This window comes from Streptomyces sp. NPDC102258 (assembly GCF_055584685.1).
Genome location: NZ_JBVJLO010000011.1, coordinates 109,022 through 129,731 on the forward strand (window position 1 = coordinate 109,022; position 20,710 = coordinate 129,731).

At 72.1% G+C, this 20,710-nt stretch carries 13 protein-coding genes; 6 read left to right on the forward strand and 7 right to left on the reverse strand.

Going from position 1 to position 20,710, the window contains the following annotated elements:
- Window positions 1-24 precede the first annotated feature (24 nt).
- The 3 genes from ACZ6ZT_RS20070 to ACZ6ZT_RS20080 all read right to left on the reverse strand — a co-directional run bounded on the left by ACZ6ZT_RS20070 (window position 25) and on the right by ACZ6ZT_RS20080 (window position 3,483).
- On the reverse strand, window positions 25-846 hold the full coding sequence (locus ACZ6ZT_RS20070) for a hypothetical protein (protein WP_469720833.1): 822 nt from the start codon (window positions 844-846) through the stop codon (window positions 25-27).
- A gap of 148 nt (window positions 847-994) precedes the next feature.
- On the reverse strand, window positions 995-2,152 hold the full coding sequence (locus ACZ6ZT_RS20075; RefSeq protein WP_469721040.1) for a metallophosphoesterase: 1,158 nt from the start codon (window positions 2,150-2,152) through the stop codon (window positions 995-997).
- Between the two features lie 215 nt (window positions 2,153-2,367).
- A complete protein-coding gene (locus tag ACZ6ZT_RS20080; RefSeq protein WP_469720835.1) occupies window positions 2,368-3,483 on the reverse strand; it encodes a LacI family DNA-binding transcriptional regulator in 1,116 nt (371 codons plus the stop codon).
- A 362-nt stretch (window positions 3,484-3,845) separates the two neighbouring features.
- On the opposite strand from ACZ6ZT_RS20080, the gene hisC reads away from it, so the two are divergent.
- A complete protein-coding gene (gene hisC / locus ACZ6ZT_RS20085; protein ID WP_469720836.1) occupies window positions 3,846-4,925 on the forward strand; it encodes a histidinol-phosphate transaminase in 1,080 nt (359 codons plus the stop codon).
- A 146-nt stretch (window positions 4,926-5,071) separates the two neighbouring features.
- Here hisC and ACZ6ZT_RS20090 read toward each other — a convergent pair whose 3' ends face one another.
- Window positions 5,072-5,440: a cyclophilin-like fold protein gene (locus ACZ6ZT_RS20090; RefSeq protein WP_469720837.1), complete on the reverse strand. Its 369-nt coding sequence runs from the start codon at window positions 5,438-5,440 to the stop codon at window positions 5,072-5,074.
- Between the two features lie 192 nt (window positions 5,441-5,632).
- Between ACZ6ZT_RS20090 and ACZ6ZT_RS20095 the strand changes: the two genes are divergently transcribed.
- From ACZ6ZT_RS20095 to ACZ6ZT_RS20110, 4 genes are read left to right on the forward strand one after another with little or no spacing between them, the layout of a single operon-like run.
- The gene (locus ACZ6ZT_RS20095) at window positions 5,633-7,138 is read left to right on the forward strand and encodes a cytochrome ubiquinol oxidase subunit I (protein ID WP_469720839.1); all 1,506 of its coding nucleotides are present in this window, start codon (window positions 5,633-5,635) and stop codon (window positions 7,136-7,138) included.
- A gap of 18 nt (window positions 7,139-7,156) precedes the next feature.
- The gene (gene cydB / locus ACZ6ZT_RS20100; protein ID WP_469720841.1) at window positions 7,157-8,158 is read left to right on the forward strand and encodes a cytochrome d ubiquinol oxidase subunit II; all 1,002 of its coding nucleotides are present in this window, start codon (window positions 7,157-7,159) and stop codon (window positions 8,156-8,158) included.
- A 37-nt stretch (window positions 8,159-8,195) separates the two neighbouring features.
- A complete protein-coding gene (cydD, locus tag ACZ6ZT_RS20105; protein ID WP_469720843.1) occupies window positions 8,196-11,792 on the forward strand; it encodes a thiol reductant ABC exporter subunit CydD in 3,597 nt (1,198 codons plus the stop codon).
- A 24-nt stretch (window positions 11,793-11,816) separates the two neighbouring features.
- Window positions 11,817-13,553: a sensor histidine kinase gene (locus tag ACZ6ZT_RS20110; protein ID WP_469720845.1), complete on the forward strand. Its 1,737-nt coding sequence runs from the start codon at window positions 11,817-11,819 to the stop codon at window positions 13,551-13,553.
- A 45-nt stretch (window positions 13,554-13,598) separates the two neighbouring features.
- Here the strand turns inward: ACZ6ZT_RS20110 and ACZ6ZT_RS20115 are convergent, their stop codons facing one another.
- On the reverse strand, window positions 13,599-14,489 hold the full coding sequence (locus ACZ6ZT_RS20115) for a Cof-type HAD-IIB family hydrolase (RefSeq protein ID WP_469720847.1): 891 nt from the start codon (window positions 14,487-14,489) through the stop codon (window positions 13,599-13,601).
- A 165-nt stretch (window positions 14,490-14,654) separates the two neighbouring features.
- Between ACZ6ZT_RS20115 and ACZ6ZT_RS20120 the strand changes: the two genes are divergently transcribed.
- Window positions 14,655-15,557 (forward strand): LLM class flavin-dependent oxidoreductase, encoded by a 903-nt coding sequence (locus ACZ6ZT_RS20120; RefSeq protein ID WP_469720848.1) that lies wholly within the window; start codon window positions 14,655-14,657, stop codon window positions 15,555-15,557.
- Between the two features lie 134 nt (window positions 15,558-15,691).
- On the opposite strand, the gene ACZ6ZT_RS20125 is transcribed toward ACZ6ZT_RS20120, so the two are convergent.
- Together ACZ6ZT_RS20125 and ACZ6ZT_RS20130 are read right to left on the reverse strand one after the other, a co-directional pair.
- Entirely contained in the window at window positions 15,692-18,712 is a 3,021-nt protein-coding gene (locus ACZ6ZT_RS20125) for a tetratricopeptide repeat protein (RefSeq protein ID WP_469720850.1), read from the reverse strand.
- A complete protein-coding gene (locus ACZ6ZT_RS20130; protein ID WP_469720852.1) occupies window positions 18,709-20,622 on the reverse strand; it encodes an HSP90 family protein in 1,914 nt (637 codons plus the stop codon). The genes ACZ6ZT_RS20125 and ACZ6ZT_RS20130 overlap by 4 nt, the downstream gene beginning before the upstream one ends.
- Between the last annotated feature and the right edge of the window lie 88 nt (window positions 20,623-20,710).

Here is a 20,710-nt window from a genome sequence, read left to right on the forward strand (position 1 = left end):
TACGGGCCGGGGCGCGGGCCCGGGCTACTCCGGGCCGGTTTCCGGGCCGCCGAAGTCCGGGCTGGTGAAGTCGGGGGGCGTGTAGCCGGGCCGGGGGTCCTGTGAGCGGGTGCCCGGGCTGCTGAAGTCGGGCCGGGAGTACCCCAGATTGGGGATGCGTCCGGCCTCCGGGGTGCGGGGTACGGGATAGCCCGGCCCGGCACTCGGATCGGCCAGGGCGTCCCGCAGGAACGGCACGATGCCTCGCTCCAGCAGGGCGTGGCGCCAGGCCTCGCGCGCGCGGGAGAGCTCGTCGGGCAGGGACACGGTCTCCTCGGCGGCCACCTCCGTGGAGCCGTTGCGTATCGCGGTCACCAGCAGTCCGATCACCGCGAAGAGCAGGGCGGCCACGGTCAGCGCGCCGAACAGCCAGCCCGCCGTCAGCATGGTGTCGGCGAACGCCGGTGCGGGTTCGAGCAGCTTCAGGCTGTAGCCCACCAGCAGGAAGATCAGCATGGCCGTACCCGCGAGGACCGGGGCGAGGACGCCGACCACGGCGCTCACACCGGCGCCGCCGCCGTCGCCCTGGCCGTCGAACCCGTCCTCGCCGTCGCTGACGGGCGATCTCAGGGCCGCGTCGCGCAGCTCCTCGCGGAGCTTCACGTAATGGTCGTACTCGGCGGCAGCCGCCGCGGTGAGCAGGGCGGTGGCGCCCAGGGCCATCGTGCGCAGTTGTTCGGCGTTCAGCCGTTCGCCCAGAGTGGCGAGTTCGGGCCGTTCGTCCGCGGTGCGCAACGCCTCGTCGAGGAGCCGGTTGAACTCGGGCCGGTCTTCGGTCAGCAGGTGCGGAGCGCTGGTCATGTGCATCCCCCGATGCTCCGTAGAAGCCGGTATGCCCGCGTAGACCCGGGCGCCGGCACAAACGGAGGAGAGCCTGCTACGGACAGAGCGATGGTAGAGCGCCCCTGCCACGCGGTGACAGGGGCTTTGCTGAAATACCCCGCTCCGAGAACGCTCAGTCGCTCAGAGGTAGTTGAACGACGAGGAGCTTGCCGGCCATGGTGACGCCGCCGTCCATGGCGATGGCCAGTCCGTCGGCGTACACGTGCGGCCCGTCCACGGCCTCGGGGCCGCGCGACTCGTCACCGTCCTCGGTGCCCACTTCGCCGAGCAGGTACGGGATGGGGCTGTGCCCGTGCACGACGCGGCCGCCGCCGTAGGTGCCGAGGAGTTCGCGTACGGCGTCGGGGCCGGTCTCCTCGTCGCGGAAGGCGAACCGCTTGGTGAACTTCCGGAACAGGTCCCACGTGATGTCCGCGTCGTGGCGGTTGAGCAGCTCGTGGATCGTGTCGTTGACATCCTCGATGGAGTCGCCGTAGTCGAGGTAGGCGGTGGTGTCGGAGTGCAGGAGCAGGTGTCCGTCGGCCAGGGTGGCCGCGTCCAGCCGGGACATCCACTGCAGGTGGACGTCCTCCAGCCGGTCCATGTCGCTGCGCTGGCCGCCGTTGAGCAGCCAGGCCGCCTGGAAGGTGGCGGTACCGGCGCCGGACTGCACCGGCGTGTCGCCGAACCGCTTGGCACCGATGAGCAGCAGTTCGTGATTGCCCATCAGGGCCTTGCAGTAGCCGCCCGCGGCGGCGGCTTCGGCGGACAGCCGCATGACGAGGTCGATGACCCCGATGCCGTCGGGACCGCGGTCGGTGAAGTCGCCGAGGAACCAGAGCCGGGCGTTCCCGGCGGACCAGTGGCAATCGGCGTCGATGAGGCCCTGGGCCTGGAGCTCGGCGATGAGTTCGTCGAGGTATCCGTGCACGTCGCCGACCACGTAGAGGGGGCCGGGGCCGGCGGCCTGGGCTTCCTGTGGCACGTACTGGACCTGGACGGTGTCGCCGGGTCCGCCGGGCACCGCGCCACGGCTGATGACGGGCAGGTCCCGCTGCGTCGGCGTGTAGCCGTCGTCCTCGGCTTCGGCTTCGGCGCCGGGGAACTCCGCCCCGGGCGCGCCCTCCGCGTAGTAGGCGGGGTACTCGCCGTACACCGCTCCCTCGCCGGGCTGCCCGGCGGGCACGGGGTACGGGCCGGGTTCGCTGACCGGCACCCGGAAGTCCCGCAGCGTGTCCGTCCGCATCGCGGGTCCCTGACCGGCCCCCTGAGTCATCGACCCCTCCACCACCGTCGCGCTGCCGTACACCTGCGGACCCTCCTGGCCTCCTGGGCGGAGGGTCCGTGATGTCGTGCGCCCATCATAGGAATGCGGCTCGCGCTCTGTGACGCACCAGGGGTGGTGAATCCTGGTCGGAGCCGGTCCTTCCTGCCGTTTTCTCCCGATATCGGTGTTGCCGAATCCTCGGCGGGGCTGTCGGCCCCGCCGTTGTGGCCCTGTGGAGGTCAGTCCTGGGCCGGTGAGCGGGGTGGGCTGACGGTGGTCCGGGGTGTCCTGCGCTGGGACGAGGTACGGATGATCAGCTCGGTCGGGACGACCTGTTCGACGGGCCCACCGGTGTCGACCCCCTCGATCGCGTCGATCAGCAGCTGCACGACGGCGGTGCCGATGCGGCGCGGCTTCAGGGAGAGGGTGGTGATGGGCGGCTCGGTGGTCGCGTAGACGGTCGATTCGCTACAGCACACCAGGAGCAGGTCCTCGGGGACGCGCAGCCCGTAGCGGCGGGCGGCGGCGAGCAGGTCGGTGCCGTTGGGGTCGAACAGGCCGTAGACGGCGTCCGGCCGGTCGGGCCGGGCGAGGAGCCGGTCGGCGGCGACGGCGCCGGCGCACGGGTCGTGGGCCGGGTAGGACTCGTAGACGGGATCTTGTCCGACGCGCTCGCACCAGCTGAGGTAGGCGGTCGTGGAAAGCCGGGTGTAGGTGTCGGTGGTGGTGCCGGTCAGGAGCCCGATGCGGCGGGCTCCGGCGGCGGCGAGGTGGTCGAGCAGGCCCAGTACGGCGGCCTCGTGGTCGTTGTCGACCCAGGCGGTGACGGGGAGGGTGCCGGCCGGGCGGCCGTCGGAGACGACGGGCAGGCCTTGGCGGACGAGTTCGCTGACGACCGGATCGTGGTCGGAGGGGTCGATCACGACGGTGCCGTCCAGGGCCACGTTGGACCAGACGTCGTGCCGTGAGGTGGCGGGGAGGATGACGAGGGCGTAGCCGCGGGCGAGCGCGGCGGAGGTGGCGGCCCGGGCCATCTCGGCGAAGTAGGCGAATTCGGTGAAGGTGAAAGGTTCATCCCCGTACGTGGTCACGGTCAGGCCGATGAGGCCGGACTTGCCGGTACGGAGGGTGCGGGCGGCGGCGGAGGGGCGGTAGCCCAGCCGGTCGGCCACTTCTCGGACGTGGCGCCGGGTGGCGTCCGGCAGCCGCCCCTTGCCATTGAGGGCGTCGGAGACGGTCGTGATGGAGACGCCCGCCGCGGCGGCCACGTCTCTGATGCCGGCGCGGCCTTGTCGGCCGCCGGCCCGCCGGGTGGTCTCGGTCCGGCTCACCTGGTGCTTCCCTGCTGCTGTCATGGCGAGCCGATAGTAGGGCTCGGAGGGGTGGGTGGTCCGGATGCATATGCACGCGTTGACAGGCACGATTCTGCAAGGTTCGCCACCCCCAATGACCTTGGAAATGCAGGGCCTTGACGGCTCGCGACAAGGGTGGGCCTTGTCGGCGGGTAAGAGCATGCCAAAACGGAGCCGCTCCGGACCCGCCGCAACTCACCTGTACGAGGGATGCGCGCCACGGCGCGGGCCACCGGCGCGCGCATATATGCGTGCGCTCCCCCAGTGTTCCTGGCGCCCGCCATTCTCGGATCGGCGGAATCCTCATATGGTGAGCAGTATTGAGTCGACGGGGTCGTCGACGGGACGGTCGAGGAGGACCTGCGGTGAGCGAGAAGAGCCCGAGGCTGCGCGCCGAGCTGGACGGCATTCCCACCTACAAGCCCGGCAAGCCCGCCGCCGAGGGCGGGGCCGCGGCGTTCAAGCTGTCCTCGAACGAGAACCCGTACCCGCCGCTGCCGGGTGTCCTGGAGACCGCGGTCGCGGCCGCGGGCCGGTTCAACCGCTACCCGGACATGGCGTGCACCGGCCTGGTGAACGAGCTGGCGGAGCGCTTCGGGGTGCCGGTGGAGCACATCGCCACGGGCACCGGCTCGGTGGGCGTGGCCCAGTCGCTGATCCAGTCGACGGCCGGCCCGGGCGATGAGGTCATCTACGCCTGGCGGTCCTTCGAGGCTTACCCGATCATCACGCAGATCTCCGGCGCGACGTCCGTACAGGTCCCGCTGACCGACGGGGACGTGCACGACCTTGACGCCATGGCCGCCGCGATCACCGACCGGACGCGCCTGATCTTCGTCTGCAACCCCAACAACCCCACCGGTACCGCGGTGCGCCGCTCCGAGCTGGAACGTTTCCTGGACCGGGTCCCCTCGGACATCCTGGTGGTGCTGGACGAGGCGTACCGCGAGTTCGTGCGCGACACCGACGTCCCGGACGGCATCGAGCTCTACCGCAGCCGCCCCAACGTCGCCGTGCTGCGTACGTTCTCCAAGGCGTACGGGCTCGCCGGCCTGCGGGTCGGCTTCGCCGTGGCGCACGAGCCGGTGGCCGCGGCGCTGCGCAAGACGGCGGTGCCCTTCGGCGTGAGCCAGCTCGCGCAGGACGCCGCGGTGGCCTCGCTGCAGGCGGAGGACGAGCTGATGGGCCGGGTCGGGGCGCTGGTGGGCGAGCGCTCGCGGGTGCACGACACGCTGCTGGCGCAGGGCTGGACCGTTCCGGACACGCAGGCCAACTTCGTGTGGATGCGGCTGGGGGAGCGGACCGTGGAGTTCGCGGCGGCCTGCGAGAGGGCCGGTGTGGTGGTCCGGCCCTTCGCGGGCGAGGGCCTGCGGGTCACGATCGGTGAGACCGAGGCGAACGACCTCTTCCTGCACACGGCGGAGGCCTTCTTCAAGGAGATGTAGTGCTCTCAGCGGATGGAGCGCTCTTCACGGAGCTGTAGTGCTGTTCACGGAGCTGTAGTGCTCCGCGCGGAGGGGTAGTCCTCGGTTTCGAGGAGAGGTGGTCGGAGGCGGAGCCGTGGCGCCCGTCGGGTGGGAGCCCGACGGGGCTACGCGAGCTCCACGCGGATGGGGTCGCCGTCGCGGACGGTGGCCAGCAGGCGGGGGTCGCCGTCGAATGAGCCGAGCACGTTGCACGGGCTCGCCAGGCGGCTCTCGTCTCCGCGCGAGATGGGCGTCGGACCGTACGGCAGCGCGAGCGCGTTCCCCTCGGTCCAGAACGCGACCGTGCCCGGCTCGACCACCTGGCGGGCGTCGGCCTCCAGCGCCACGCAGACGCCGGTGTCGAAGTAGACCTCTTCGCCCCAGAGGTTGGCGGACGCCGAGATGGGGAGCGCGGCGGTCAGGGCCTTGCTCGTCGGAGTGTCTTCGAGGGTCGCCGTGAGATGGCCCGCGGGCCAGGAGAATCGAATCTTCATAGCGCAGATTCAACAATCTGTTGAATGTCTTGGCTAGGGGACCCCCGGCTGAAAGTCGCCGAAGCCGGTGCGCCATAATGCTTGTGAATGTGAACGCGTTCACAAGCGTGTCCCGTTACCTCCTGACTTGGGTGGGGATGCGCCCCGGCAAAACCGACGCTGTGACCACGGCGACCCGAAGGAGACGAGGACGTGGACCTAGCTCTGGCGCCAGAGACTCTGGCGCGATGGCAATTCGGCATCACCACCGTCTACCACTTCCTGTTCGTTCCGCTGACGATCTCGCTCGCCGCGCTGACCGCGATCCTGCAGACGGCGTGGGTGCGGACGGAGAAGGAGAAGTACCTCAAGGCGACGAAGTTCTGGGGCAAGCTCTTCCTGATCAACATCGCGATGGGCGTGGTCACCGGCATCGTCCAGGAGTTCCAGTTCGGCATGAACTGGTCCGATTACTCGCGCTTCGTCGGCGACATCTTCGGCGCGCCGCTCGCCTTCGAGGCCCTCATCGCCTTCTTCTTCGAGTCGACTTTCATCGGCCTGTGGATCTTCGGCTGGGACAAGCTGCCGAAGAAGATCCACCTGGCCTGCATGTGGATGGTCTCCATCGGCACCGTCCTGTCCGCGTACTTCATCCTCGCGGCGAACTCCTGGATGCAGCACCCGGTCGGGTACCGGATCAACGAGGAGCGCGGCCGGGCCGAGCTCACCGACTTCTGGCGCGTCCTCACCCAGGACACCGCGCTCACCCAGTTCTTCCACACCATCACGGCCGCCTTCCTGGTCGGCGGCGCGTTCATGGTCGGCATCGCGGCCTTCCACCTCGCCCGCAAGAGGCACGTCCCCGTGATGCGCACCTCGCTGCGGCTCGGCCTGGTCGTCATGATCATCGCCGGCCTGGGCACCGCCATCAGCGGTGACTTCCTCGGCAAGGTGATGTTCAAGCAGCAGCCGATGAAGATGGCCGCCGCCGAGGCGCTCTGGGACGGCGAGGCGCCCGCGCCCTTCTCCGTCTTCTCCTACGGCGACGTCGACAAGGGCCACAACAAGGTCGCGATCGAGATCCCCGGCCTGCTGTCCTTCCTGGCCGACAACAACTTCGAGTCCTTCGTTCCCGGTATCAACGACGTCAACAAGGCCGAGCAGGAGAAGTTCGGCCCCGGTGACTACCGGCCGAACATTCCCGTCGCCTACTGGGGCTTCCGGTGGATGATCGGCTTCGGTATGGCCTCCCTCGGAGTCGGCATGCTGGGGCTCTGGCTGACCCGCAAGCGCTTCCTGTTGCCGCCGGCCCTGCGCACCGGCGAGGACGAGGTCCCGCACCTGGTCCTCTTCAAGAAGGCGCTGAGCCCCCGGTTCACCCACCTCTACTGGGTCGTCGCCCTCTGGACCATGGGCTTCCCCCTCATCGCCAACTCGTGGGGCTGGATCTTCACCGAGATGGGCCGCCAGCCCTGGGTGGTGTACGGAGTCCTGCGCACCCGCGACGCGGTGTCGCCGGGAGTGACCCAGGGTGAGGTGCTCACCTCGATGATCGGCTTCACCCTGCTCTACGCCGTGCTCGCCGTGATCGAGGTCAAGCTCCTGGTCAAGTACGTCAAAGCAGGTCCTCCCGAGCTGACCGAGGACGACCTCAACCCGCCCACCAAGATCGGCGGGGACGACAAGAACCCCGACCGGCCGATGGCCTTCTCGTACTGAGGCTGAGGAGACCGCATCATGCAACTCCACGACGTCTGGTTCGTACTCATCGCCGTCCTGTGGACCGGCTACTTCTTCCTGGAGGGCTTCGACTTCGGAGTCGGCGTCCTGACCAAGCTGCTCGCCCGCGACCGGACCGAGAAGCGGGTCCTGATCAACACGATCGGACCGGTCTGGGACGGCAACGAGGTCTGGCTGCTCACGGCCGGCGGCGCCACCTTCGCCGCCTTCCCCGAGTGGTACGCCACCCTCTTCTCCGGGTTCTACCTGCCGCTGCTGCTCATCCTGGTCTGCCTCATCATCCGGGGCGTCGCCTTCGAGTACCGCCACAAGCGGCCCGAGGACAAGTGGCAGAGCAACTGGGAACACGCGATCTTCTGGACCTCTCTGATCCCGGCGTTCCTGTGGGGCGTGGCCTTCGCCAACATCGTCCAGGGGGTGAAGATCGACAAGAACTTGGAGTACGTCGGCACCTTCCTCGACCTGATCAACGTCTACTCGATCCTCGGCGGCCTGGTCACCCTCAGCCTCTTCACCTTCCACGGAGCGGTCTTCACCTCGCTGAAGACGGTCGGGGACATCAGGGACCGCTCGCGTGCGCTGGCGACCCGGCTGGGCGTGGTGACCGCCGTGCTCGCCCTGGTCTTCCTGACCTGGACCCAGGTCTCGCGCGGTGACCGCTGGAGCCTGATCGCCATGGCCGTCGCGGTGGTGGCGCTGGTCGCGGCCCTCGGCCTCAACCTGGCGGGCCGGGAGGGCTGGTCGTTCGCCCTGTCGGGCGTGACCATCGCGGCGGCCGTCGCGATGCTCTTCCTGACGCTGTTCCCGAACGTCATGCCGTCCTCGCTGAACGACGCCTGGAGCCTCACGGTCAGCAACGCCTCGTCGACCCCGTACACCTTGAAGATCATGACCTGGTGCGCGGGCGTGGCCACGCCGCTCGTCATGCTCTACCAGGGCTGGACGTACTGGGTGTTCCGCAAGCGCATCGGTACGCAGCACATCTCCGACGCGCACTGAGACCGCGCCGGACCTCCTGCCCGACCCTGCCGAGGGGATGTTTCACGTGAAACCGATCGACCCGCGCCTGCTGCGGTACGCCCGTTCCACCCGCATCTTCCTCGCGGCGGTGGTGGCCCTGGGGCTCCTCGGAGCGGGGCTGGTGGTCGGTCAGGCGATGCTCATCGCCGAGATCGTGGTCGGCGCCTTCGAGGACGGGCTCGACGGCGGGGCACTGCGGACCCCGTTGTCGCTGCTCGCCGCGGTGGCTCTGGGGCGCGCCCTGGTTGCCTGGCTGACCGAGCTGGCCGCGCACCGGGCCAGCGCGGCGGTAAAGTCGGAGCTGCGGGGCCGGCTCCTGGAGCGGGCGGCGGACCTCGGGCCCGGCCGGCTCAGCGGCCACAGCACCGGTTCACTGGTGGCCCTGGCGACCCGGGGAGTGGACGCGCTCGACGACTACTTCTCCCGCTACCTGCCCCAGCTGGGACTCGCGGTGGTGGTTCCGGTGGCGGTCCTGGCCCGGATCGTCACCGAGGACTGGGTCTCGGCGGCCATCATCGTGGTCACGCTGCCGCTCATTCCGCTGTTCATGGCCCTGATCGGGATGGCCACCCAGAGCCGGATGGACCGCCAGTGGCGGTTGCTGTCCCGGCTCTCGGGCCACTTCCTGGACGTGGTGGCGGGGCTGCCGACACTCAAGGTGTTCGGCCGGGCCAAGGCGCAGGCCGAATCCATCCGCAAGATCACCGACGACTACCGCCGGGCCACGATGCGCACGCTGCGCATCGCCTTCCTCTCCTCGTTCGCACTGGAGCTGCTCGCCACCCTGTCGGTCGCCCTCGTCGCGGTGACCATCGGCATGCGGCTCGTACACGGGGAACTCGACCTGTACACCGGACTGGTGATCCTGGTCCTGGCCCCGGAGGCCTATCTGCCGCTGCGCCAGGTCGGAGCGCAGTACCACGCGGCGGCGGAGGGACTCGCGGCCGCCGAGGAGATCTTCGAGGTCCTGGAGACCCCGGCACCCGCGACCGGCGGCGGACTGTCCGTGCCGGCCGGCGCGCAGCGCATCACGTTCGACGCGGTCGAGGTCCGCTACGAGGGCCGGAGTACGAGCTCGCCCGGCCCGGTGTCCTTCACCGTCGGGGCCGGCGAATGCGTGGCCCTCACCGGGCCCAGCGGGGCGGGCAAGTCCACGCTGCTGAGCGTGCTGCTGGGCTTCGTGACGCCGACCGCCGGGCAGGTCCGGATCGGGGACGCCGACCTGGCCGCGCTCTCCCCCGAGCAGTGGCGGGCGCGGGTGGCCTGGGTGCCGCAGCGTCCGCACCTGTTCGCGGGGACCATCGCCGAGAACGTACGGCTGGCCCGTCCCGACGCGGGCGACGAGGCCGTGGAGGCGGCGCTGCGGGACGCCGGGGCGTGGGAGTTCGTGTCCGCCCTGCCGAACGGGGCGCGCACCCCGCTCGGTGAGGGCGGGGTGGGCCTGTCGGCCGGCCAGCGCCAGCGCCTGGCCCTGGCCCGGGCGTTCCTCGCGGACCGGCCGGTGCTCCTGCTGGACGAGCCGACTGCGGCCCTGGACGGGGAGACCGAGGCCGCCGTGGTGGAGGCCGTACGCCGTCTCGCGGTCGGCCGGACCGTGCTGCTGGTGGTGCACCGGCCGGCGCTGCTGGCCGTGGCCGACCGGGTGGTGCCGGTGGGCGAGGGCGCTCCGGTCCTGCCCGCGGCACCCGGCTCCGCGCCCGCGGCACCCGGCTCCGCGCCCGCGGCACCCGGCTCCGGGCCCGAGGGCGCTGCGCATCGGTCGGCGGCGGAGGTGTCCGATCCCGGGGAGTGGGTGCTCGGTGCGGCGCCCGAGCGGGAGCGGGCCGGTGGCGCCGACACCGGCGGCGACCCCTTGCGGCGGGTGCGGGCGGTGGCGTCGGCGTGGCGGGGCCGCTTCCGGCTGGGGCTGCTGATGGGGGCGCTGGCCGTCGGCTGCGGCGTCGGTCTGATGGCGGTGTCGGGGTGGCTGATCTCCAGGGCCTCGCAGCAGCCGCCCGTGCTCTATCTGATGGTGGCCGTCACGGCCACGCGGGCCTTCGGCATCGGGCGGGCCGTCTTCCGGTACGCCGAGCGGCTGGTGTCGCATGACGCCGTCCTGCGGATGCTCGCGGACCTGCGGGTCTCGGTGTACCGGCGGCTGGAGCGGATCGCGCCCGCCGGGCTGCGCGAGCAGCGGCGCGGGGACCTGCTGTCCCGGCTGGTGGCCGACGCCGACGCCCTCCAGGACTACTGGCTGCGCTGGCTGCTGCCGGTGGGGACCGCCGTGCTCGTCGGCACCGGGTCGGTGGCGTTCACCGCCTGGCTGCTGCCCGAGGCAGGAGCCGCCCTCGCGGTGGGCCTGCTGCTGGCGGGGGTCGGGGTGCCGCTGGTCAGCGGGGCCTGCGCGCGGTCCGCCGAGCGGCGGCTGGCTCCGGCGCGGGGCGAGCTCGCCACGCGGGTGACCGACCTGCTAACCGGTACCGCCGAACTCACCGTGGCCGGTGCCCTCGCCGACCGGAAGGCGCGGGCCCGTCAGAGCGACGGCGTACTGACCCGGATCGCCTCGCGCGGAGCCGCCGCCACCGGGCTCGGCAGCGGGCTGTCCGCGCTGGTGTGCGGGCTGACCGTGGTGTGCGCGGCGCTGGCGGGTGCGGGCGCCGTCGCCTCCGGACGCCTGTCCGGCGTGGCCATGGCGGTGGTCGTCCTGACTCCGCTCGCGGCCTTCGAGGCGGTCAGCGGACTGCCGCTGGCCGTCCAGTACCGGCAGCGGGTACGCCGTAGCGCCGAGCGGGTCTACGAGGTGATCGACGCTCCGGTGCCGGTCGCCGAGCCGGCCGTACCGGGTGAGCTGCCCGCCTCGCCGTTCCCGCTGCGCCTGTCCGGGCTGGCCGCCCGCCATCCGGGTCAGGAGCGGGACGCGCTGCGGGGGCTGGACCTGACCCTGGAAGCGGGCCGGCGCATCGCGGTCGTCGGGCCCTCGGGCTCCGGCAAGACCACCCTCGCCCAGGTCCTGCTGCGGTTCCTGGACCCGGGTGAAGGCGCCTACACCCTGGGCGGGACCGACGCGCGGTCCCTCGACGGCGACGACGTACGCCGTGTGGTGGGGCTGTGCGCCCAGGACGCACACCTCTTCGACAGCTCGGTACGGGAGAACCTGCGCCTGGCCCGGACCGGGGCGAGCGAGGAGCAGCTGCGCGGGGCACTCGCCTCGGCCCGGCTGCTGGAGTGGGCGGACGGGCTGCCGAACGGGCTGGACACACTGGTCGGCGAGCACGGGGAGCGGATCTCCGGCGGTCAGCGCCAGCGGCTGGCCCTGGCGCGGGCGCTGCTCGCGGACTTCCCGGTGCTGGTGCTGGACGAGCCGGCCGAGCACCTGGACCTGGCCACCGCCGACGCCCTGACGGCGGACCTGCTGGCGGCCACCGAGGGCCGGACCACCGTGCTGATCACGCACCGGCTCGCCGGACTTGAGGCGGTGGACGAGGTGCTCGTGCTGGACCGGGGCGCCGTCGTCCAACGGGGTCCGTACGGGGAGCTTGCGTCGGCCGAGGGCCCGCTGCGCCGGCTGCTGGACCGGGAGAGGGAGGCGGACGGGACCCTGGCCGAGTTCCACCATGCTGACTTTCCCTCCTAAAGGGGACTAACTACTCTCAAGGGCATGTCAGCGCAGGAGTCTCAGGAATCACCGGGTCCCACAGGGGAAACACCGGACCCGCTGGAGGCCGCCACCCGTGCCACCCGGAGCCTCCAGGGGCTGTCGACCGAGCTGACCGCTCGGGTGCCGCAGCTCCTGGAAGCCATGCGCTCCGTCGGCACCGGCCTCGAACTGCACTCCACGCTCGACCGCATCTGCGAGACCGCCGCCGAGCTCGCGGACGCCCGCTACGCGGCGATCGGCGTCGTCGACACCGAGGGCCGGGGCCTTTCGGACTTCGTCACCTTCGGGGTCAGTTCCGAACTGGCGCGGAAGATCGGACACCGCCCGGACGGGAAGCGGGGCCTGCTCGGGGCGCTGATCTCCCATCCCGACACGGTGCACCTCACCGACCTGACGAAGGATCCGAGGGCATCCGGATTCCCCGCGCACCACCCGCCCATGAAGACCTTCCTCGGCGTGCCGATCCGGGTGCGGGGAGAGATCTTCGGCAACCTCTACCTCGCCGAGAAGAACGGCGGCGGCGAGTTCAACGACTACGACGTCCACATGGTCCGGGTCCTGGCCACCGAGGCGGGCATCGCCATCGGCAACGCCCGGTTGTACGAGGCCGCCACCCAGCGCGAGCGGTGGATCGACGGGTCCGTGGCCGTCACCACCGCGCTGCTGTCCGGCGGGGACGCGGACGACGCCCTGGCGGTGGTGGCCGAACAGGCCCGGCGGCTGGCCGACTCGGCCGCCGGGATCGTGATGCTGCCCGCCGAGGAGGGCGGGATGGAGATCGTCGCCGTTTCCGCCGAGAACCCGGCCACCTCGCTCGGCGTGGTGATCCCCGCCGAGAGCCCCGTCGTGCACAAGCTGCTGCGGGGGGAGCCGGTGTTCGTGGCGGACGCCGCCAGCGACCCGCGCATGATCAGCCGGCTGACCAGTCAGTACGGGCCCTGCATGATGCTGCCGCTGCACAGTGGCGGCCGGGTCCTGGGTGCCCTGGTCACTCCACGGGCCCGTGGGAAAAGACCCTTCAGCGAGTCCGAGCGGACCCTGGCCACGCAGTTCGCCTCACAGGCCGCGCTCGCCCTGATGATGGCCGAGGCGCAGCGCGACCGGGAGCGGCTCGCGGTGTTCGAGGACCGCGACCGGATCGCCCGTGACCTGCACGACCTCGTGATCCAGCGGTTGTTCGCCACCGGGATGATGCTGGAGGGCGCCCAGCGGCGGTCCATCGTTCCCGAAGTGCGCGACGGGGTCGGCAAGGCCGTCGACGAGCTGGACGTGACGATCCAGGAGATCCGCACCGCGATCTTCGCGCTCCAGCAGGGCCCGGCCGAGGCGCCTTCGGGACTGCGCACGCGGGTGCTGAGGGAGATCAACATGGCCGCCGTGCCGCTGGGCTTCAAGCCCGCGCACCGCTTCCTGGGGCCGATCGACTCGGTCGTCGGTGAACTGGTGGGCAAGAACCTGATCGCCGCCCTGCGCGAGGCCCTCTCGAACGCGTTCCGGCACGCGGAGGCGTCCCGCATCGAGGTGGTGCTCGATTCCACCGTCACCCTGGCCGATGGCCGGCCCGGGGTGCGGCTGGAGGTCGCCGACGACGGTGTCGGCATGCCGGAGGGTGGCCGGCGCAGCGGTCTGCGGAACCTGCGCCGCAGGGCGGAATCGCTGGGCGGGTCGAGCCACTACGGACCCGGCGTCGGCGAGAACGGCGGCGGAACCACCCTGGTGTGGGAGGCCCCGGTTTAACCGTCAGCCGTCAGCCGTCAGCCGTCAGCCGTCAGCCGTCAGCCGTCAGCCGTCGTGGCGGGCGGCCGCGGTGCGTTCGGCGACGATGCGCTCGATGACCACGGCCACGCCGTCCTCGTTGTTGGCGACCGTACGGCCCGACGCGGCCGCGATCACATCGGGGTGGGCGTTGCCCATCGCGTACGAGTTCCCGGCCCAGCGGAGCATCTCGATGTCGTTCGGCATGTCCCCGAAGGCGACGACCTCGGCGGGGGTGATGCCGCGCTCGGTGCAGCAGCGTTCCAGGGTGCTGGCCTTGGACACGCCGAGCCCGCTGATCTCCAGCAGGGCGGTCGGGCTGGAACGGGTGATCGAGGCATAGGCCCCGGCCGCCGAGCGCGCCAGGGCGAGGAACTCGTCCGGGGCCAGTTGGGCGTGGTGCGCGAGCAGCTTCAGCACGGGTGCCGTGTCCTCGGGCTCCTCGTGCAACAGCTTCTCGGCGGTCGCGACAGTGGCGCCGGGATCCTGGAAGAACGGCGGGTAGGCCGGCTCGTAGTTGATGCCGGTGGTCCGCTCGACGGCGAAGGAGGTGCCGGGAGCGGCCTTGCGCAGGGTCTGCACGACCGTGAGCGCGGTCTCCCGGGGCAGCGCACGGACCTCCACGAACTCCCGGCCGGCGTGCAGATCGACCACGGCGGCGCCGTTGGCGCAGATCGCCAGACCGTGGCCCTGGACGTGATCGCTGACCACATCCATCCAGCGGGCCGGCCGGCCGGTGACGAAGAAGACCTCGATCCCGGCCTCCTCGGCGGCGGCGAGCGCGGCGACCGTGCGGCGCGAGACTGTTTTGTCGTCGTGCAGCAGGGTGCCGTCAAGATCGGTGGCGATGAGCCGGGGCGCGGGGGTGGGCCCGTCCGGGCGCTGGGGAGCCGAGGTCACCGCTCCATCTTCGCCCATGGGCTCCCGCGCCCCGACCAGCTCGGACCGAGATGTTTCACGTGAAACACGCCTCCCCGCCCCTCCCCGGCCGGGATGTTTCACGTGAAACACGGCCTCCCGCCCGGGGACGGCCCCCGGGGCGGAAGGTGCGGTTGGTGCGAAAGCGGTCGTAGGCTCGCGGGCATGAGTCTGCGTCTGAGCACTGTGATCCTCCCGGTCCGCCCCTGGCACGAGGGCGGCCGCGCCCAGTGGGAGCGGGCCGAGCGGCTCGGGTTCCACACCGCCTACACCTACGACCACCTCACCTGGCGGACCTTCCGCGACGGCCCCTGGTACGCGGCGGTGCCCACCCTGACCGCCGCTGCCGCCGTCACCGACCGGCTCCGCCTCGGCACGCTGGTGACCTCGCCGAACTTCCGGCACCCGGTGACCCTGGCGAAGGACCTCATGACGCTGGACGACATCTCCGGTGGGCGCATCACCCTCGGCATCGGCGCGGGCGGCAACGGCTTCGACGCGGTGGCACTGGGCCAGGAGGCGTGGACCCCGCGCGAGCGCGCCGACCGGTTCGCGGAATTCGTACCGCTACTGGACCGGCTGCTGACCGAGGACGCCCTCACCCACCACGGCACCTATTACGCCGCCCAGGAGGCCCGCAACATTCCCGGCTGCGTCCAGCGGCCTCGGCTCCCCTTCGCGGTGGCCGCGACCGGCCCGCGTGGGGTGAAGCTCGCCGCGAGCCACGGCCAGGCCTGGGTGACCGCCGGTGACCCGAAGGTCTTCGAAGGCACGCCCGATCAGTCGCTGGAAGCCCTGCGCGGCCAGGTGGCGAAGCTGGAGAAGGCCCTGGCGGAGATCGGGCGGGAGTCCGACTCCATCGAGAAGGTCCTGCTGACCGGCTTCACCCCCGAGCGCGGCTCGATGCTGGAGTCCGTGGACGCGTTCGTCGATTTCGCGGGCCGCCACCGCGACCTGGGCTTCACCGAGATCGTCATCCACGCGCCGATCCCGGACTCCGACTTCGCCGCCGACGAGGCCGTCTTCGAGCGGATCGCCACCGAGGCGCTCCCGCAGCTCGGCGCCTGAGGCCTCTGAGGGTCTGACCCCCTGGGGCCCTGAGCCGGCTTCGCCCGGCCGTGGACCCGTGGCACGAGGTGCGACGGGTCCACGCCGGGCGGTCGCCAGGCGGTCGGGCAGTCAGACCGCCGGGCGACGGGCGCTCAGGCCGTCACGCCATCAGGGGTCAGGTTCGTGACGGTCCGGCGCGCCTGCGGCAGCAGCCACTCGGGCGCCGTGCCCTCGGGCAGCGCCTCGACCTCCGCGATCAGAGCGGACATCCGGGCGGCGCCCGCCTCCGGGCGGCCCAGCTCCTGCTCGGTCCAGGCGGCGTTGTTCAGGCACGAGAAACGGTCCTGAAGGTGCTCCGGCCCGAGTTCGGCGTAGAGCGCGCCCGCCCGCTCCCACAGCAGCACCTCCTCCAGCCGCAGCGCCTCGATCCCGGCCTCGCCCAGCGAGCCCCCGGCCGGGGCGTCGCTCCCCTCCTCGGGGAGTTCGGTGTTGACCCACTGGTCCAGTACCTGCGCCAGCTGGTGCCAGGTCTGTGCCAGCTCGGCGCGCAGCTCCGGATCCCCCGGGTCGGCGGCCAGGGCGGCTTCCAGTACGCGGGCCGCCTCGTCCATCCGGGTCCGGGCGGCCGTGGCCGTCGTGTCGGTGATCTCCTCGCGCAGCCCCAGCCAGGCCAGCGAGCGCAGGATCCGGACTTCGGAGACCACGGCCTCCCCCGTCAGCCGGTGCAGTTCCAGGGCGCGCTCATAGGCGGCGACGGCTTCCTCGTCCAGTCCCGCGTCGGACAGGCAGTCGGCGGCGGCCTGGGCGAAGGAGGCCTGTGGACGCGGGTCCTCCCAGTCCTTGACCAGTTCCGCCGCCAGCAGGAACTGCTCCGCCGCCGCCCGCGTCTCGCGCAGCTCCCGCAGCAGGTTGCCCAGCAGGTCCCGGGCCGAGACGGCCTGCCCCTCCCCGTGTTCCAGCAGGTCGGGCAGCGTGGACTGGAGCACCTCCGCCGCATCGGCGGTCCGGCCCTCCCGGGCATGGGCCCGGGCCAGCAGCAGCCGGGCCTGGGCCCCGCCGTCGGCGGTCAGGCCGGCCTGGTCGTACCAGTGGGCCGCCGTCAGGGCGTGCTCGGCGGCTTCCTCCGCCGCGTTCCGGCGCAGCAGGACGTCCGCCAGGGTGATCCGTACGACGGCCTGCTGCTCGGCGTCGGTCACCTCCGCGGCGTGGGCCAAGGCGGACCGCGCCGCATCCTCGGCCTCCTCCGGCCGCGTCAGGGACATCAGCACCCCCGCCCGCAGGACGAGGGGGTCCACCGCGAGCCAGGGCCGGCCCGCCGTGACCGCGCCGGCCGCGGAAGCCGTCAGCAGGGCGAGGGCCCGGTCGGTGTCTCCGTGGGAGAGGGCCAGCCGGCCCAGCATCTCCTCGGCTTCGGCGGCCAGGTCCGGGAGGCTCTGCGCATAGGACGCGACGAAGGCGGTGAGCTCGGCCACCAGCACCTCGTGGGCGTGCTCCTCCGCGTGCTCCTCCGCGTGGTCGTGATGGTGCTCCCCGTCGCCCTGGGCCTTCGCCGCCTCGACCGAGCGGAGGTACGGCTCCAGGCGGATCGCGGACAGCTCCGCGAGCGCGATCCGGCGCGGCCGCAGCGGTTCGGCCACGTCCAGCGCCTCGGCGGCACGCAGCCCGGCCGCCAGCAGTTCCCGGATCCGCGCCGGCTCCGCCCCGGCCTGGGCGGCCGCCGAGGCCAGCCGCAGTTCCGCCAGGGCCGCGCGCTCCGCCCGGCCGAGTGCCCGGTACCGGTCCCGGACGTCGGCCAGCAGCCGCGCACCGTCCGCGGCGCCCGCCCGCGCGGCCGTCAGGGCCTGCTGGTCGGCCACGTCGGCGGCGACGAGCGGATCCACCTCCGACGCCGGCAGCGCGGAGGTCCGTACGGCGATCTCGGCCCACAGGGCCTCCGCCTTCGGGTGGCCCGCGTCGCGCGCGGCGCGGGCGCGTTCCACCAGCTCGGAGAGGTCGGCGGTGGGGGCGGCCGGCCGTGCCGGGGCTGGGACGGGCGCCGTGGCGGCGGCCGGTCGCGGCAGCGCGGTGCTGCGTACGCCCAGCGGGAGGGCTTCGGCGAGCGGCTCCCGTTCGATCCGCTCGCGCAGCTCGTCCGAGACCCGGCTGGTGCCGTTGCGGGCGTCGAAGCGCGCGGCGACGTCGAAGGCCTGGCCGAGGAGGGTCCCGTACAGCTCGTCGACGGTGCGCGGGGCGCCCTCGTACGGCACGCAGGGGTCCGCACCGTGGCCGAGCCGCCGCAGCCGGGTCAGCAGGACGAGGACCCCGCCGAAGAACTCCCGCCGCGTGTCGGCGTCCGTGAGCGCGCCGAGGAGCGCCGCGTGCTCGGAGAGGATCTCCAGGCCGCGGGCCTCGTTGCCGGTCAGGGCGCAGAACTCGATGTGCTCGCCGATGGAGCGCAGCAGGCTCTCCTTGCCCCGCGCCAGGCGGTAGCCGCGCAGGTGGTGGGAGCGGGCCTCGGTGGTGCGGCCGAGACGGACGAGGGGGAGCAGGGAGCGGGCGAGGACCCGGTGCGGCTCCTCCATGCAGGTCTGGTCGCCGGCCAGGACGGGCTGCCAGATCTCGATCGCCTTGGCGTCCTCGCCCCGGTCCGACCAGAACCAGCCCTGGGTGTGGGTCTCGCAGGCGTGGCAGTCGCTCATCGCGTCGCGGTCGGCGGCCCGCCAGCGCTCGACGGCCCGTGCGGCCCGCTCGCGGTCGCCGACGGCGTGGGCCAGGTAGAACTCGCACTGGCGCACGGCGCGTTCGCTGTAGCCGGCGATGCGGTAACGGCGTTCCATGTCATCGAGCCAGTGGGTGACGGTCTCGACGGGGATCTCGGGGGATTCGACGATCCGGCCCGCGACCCATTTGAAGCGCCAGAACAGGGCACTGGCGTCGGAGCCGCCGAAGGAGGCCGGGTCGCGGTCGTACTCCTGGAGCAGGCGGGCGAACGGGACCACCATGCGGGTGCGTTCGGCGCTGTACTCGTAGGCGTCGATCTGGCCGATCAGGGCCCGCCGGAACAGCGCGGGGTCGCCGCTGACCTCGGCGGCCGCCGTGAGGGCCTCGGCCCGTGCGTTGCGGGCCGCACCGTAGGGGAGCTGGAGGTTCTCGTGGAGGGCGTGGCGGATCTCTTCGTTGGTCAGGGTGCTCACTGGTCGCCCTCCCGGGCCGGGTGGGAGTGGGTCGCCCATTCCAGGAGCCCGAGGAAGGCCCGGTTGAGCAGGGTGGAGTCCGCCGGACGCAGCGGCCGCTGGGACATCAGCAGCGCCTGCCCGTAGAGCGATTCGATCGCCGTGCCGGTCAGGGCGGGGTCGGGGAGTCCCGCGATCCGCCGGATCAGCGGGTTGTTGTGGTTGAGGACCAGGCGGGCGCGCGGTCCGGAGCCGCGCAACGAGCCGAGGATGCCGCTCCACAGGGAGTCGGCGCCCTCCAGCGCGGCGGTCCGGTCGCGTTCCTGGCGGGCCTGGCGGTCGTCGAGGTAGAGGGCGGGGACGGCCACGGGCTGGAAGGCGCGCAGCACGACGTCGCAGCTCTGGGGCTCAAGGCGGGTGCGGGCGGTCGACAGGAAGGAGGCGAGGGCCAGTTCGACGTCGGTGGGTACCGGGTCGAGGCGCTCGGTGACGGCTCCGGCGTCCAGCTCCGTGATCTTGAGGTCGGGGCGTACGGAGGGCAGCAGGCCCAGCAAGTCGGCGTCGTAGGTGTACCCGGCGTTGATGACGCCGAGGCCGTGGGCCGCCGCGATCGGGGCGATCTGGCGGAACTCCTCGACGGTGCGCGTGAAGTGGATGTCGGTGTGGGCGGCCGCGAACTCCTCCAGGCTCATCGAGCCGTCGCTGGTCTCGAACGGCAGCCAGGGCAGCATCAGCGCGAGCAGCTCGGCGTCATGCCGGGCGAGGGACTTCACGCCGAGGTGGTGGACGCTCAGGAACACGGCCAGCCGCTCGGGTTCGCCGGCCGCGAGCTGGGCCAGCCAGTCGCGGATGCGGGCGCCGAGGGCTTCGCGGACGGCGGCCAGGGTTTCGTCGTCGTAGAGGTTCTCGCGGGAGGCCGTGGGCCGCAGGGTGTCGGTGTCGAGGACGGCGCGGACGAAGAAGGCCCAGTCGGGCAGCAGGTTGTCGGCCTGGTCGGTGAGCAGCATGCCCTTGAGGTGGACGCGGTGTCCGGCCCGGTGGGCGGGGCTGGTCGGTTCGGGCAGGACGTACGCGACTCCGCGCACGCCGGCGACCGGCAGGTCGAGGTCGATGCTGTCGAGCGGGGTGAAGCCGAAGAGGCCGGCGCAGTGGCCGGCGAGCGCGACGCGGCGGGCGGCCGGGGTGGGGTGGGGCCGGTCCCACACGGCGGGCCGGTCGGTGACGGGGCGCGGGGCCCCGCCGAGGCCGTCGTCGAAGGTGATGTCGTACGGCAGCAGGGAGCCGTAGTCGCGGGCGAGCCGTTCGACCCGGGCGGGCTCGGTCCACTCCTCGGCGCCCGGACGGGCCTCCAGGTGGACGGTGGTGCCGGGTTCGGTGCGGGCCTCGGGGGGCAGTTCGCGCACGGTGTACGAGCCGTCGTCGGTGGCGAGCCATTCCACGGGCGCGGCCTGCGGGTCGCGGGCGGAGCGGGTGACGACCCGGATCTGCCGGGCGACGACGAAGCAGGCGAGCAGGCCGATGCCGAACTGGCCGAGGAACTCCTGGCGGGTGGTCTCCAGACCGTGCTGTCCACCGCGCTTGGAGCTGCGGCCGATGGTGGCGAGGAGGGAGTGGGCCTCGGCAGCCGTCAGGCCGATGCCCGAGTCCTCGATGGTGACGCGGCCGGCGGTGGCGGACAGGCGGATGCGGACCTGGGCGCCGGGCTCGTGGGCATGGCGGGCGGTGACGGCGTCGACGGCGTTCTGCAGCAGTTCGCGTACGTAGACGCGCGGGCTGGAGTAGAGGTGGTGGGAGAGCAGGTCGACGAGGCCGCGCAGGTCGACCTGGAAGTTGTTGACCTCGGCGGGATCGGCCGGGGAGCCAGGTGTGGAGCCGGCTGTGGGGTCGGCTGTGGAGCCCGCTGTGGGGTCGGCCGGGGAAAGGGACGTCATGGGGTGTCACCTCGCGTGGTCACAGGGGTGGTCGGTGATCGCGAGGTTCCCCCCTCACTGATCCCGGAACGAGAACAGAGTAGGGGGA

Coding starts and splice junctions, on each gene's coding strand:
- cydB (WP_469720841.1), top strand. CDS start 7,157: ATGCAACTCCACGACGTCTGGTTCGTACTCATCGCCGTCCTGTGGACC.
- ACZ6ZT_RS20090 (WP_469720837.1), bottom strand. CDS start 5,440: ATGAAGATTCGATTCTCCTGGCCCGCGGGCCATCTCACGGCGACCCTC.
- ACZ6ZT_RS20130 (WP_469720852.1), bottom strand. CDS start 20,622: ATGACGTCCCTTTCCCCGGCCGACCCCACAGCGGGCTCCACAGCCGAC.
- cydD (WP_469720843.1), top strand. CDS start 8,196: ATGTTTCACGTGAAACCGATCGACCCGCGCCTGCTGCGGTACGCCCGT.
- ACZ6ZT_RS20115 (WP_469720847.1), bottom strand. CDS start 14,489: ATGGGCGAAGATGGAGCGGTGACCTCGGCTCCCCAGCGCCCGGACGGG.
- ACZ6ZT_RS20120 (WP_469720848.1), top strand. CDS start 14,655: ATGAGTCTGCGTCTGAGCACTGTGATCCTCCCGGTCCGCCCCTGGCAC.
- ACZ6ZT_RS20070 (WP_469720833.1), bottom strand. CDS start 846: ATGCACATGACCAGCGCTCCGCACCTGCTGACCGAAGACCGGCCCGAG.
- ACZ6ZT_RS20110 (WP_469720845.1), top strand. CDS start 11,817: ATGTCAGCGCAGGAGTCTCAGGAATCACCGGGTCCCACAGGGGAAACA.
- ACZ6ZT_RS20080 (WP_469720835.1), bottom strand. CDS start 3,483: ATGACAGCAGCAGGGAAGCACCAGGTGAGCCGGACCGAGACCACCCGG.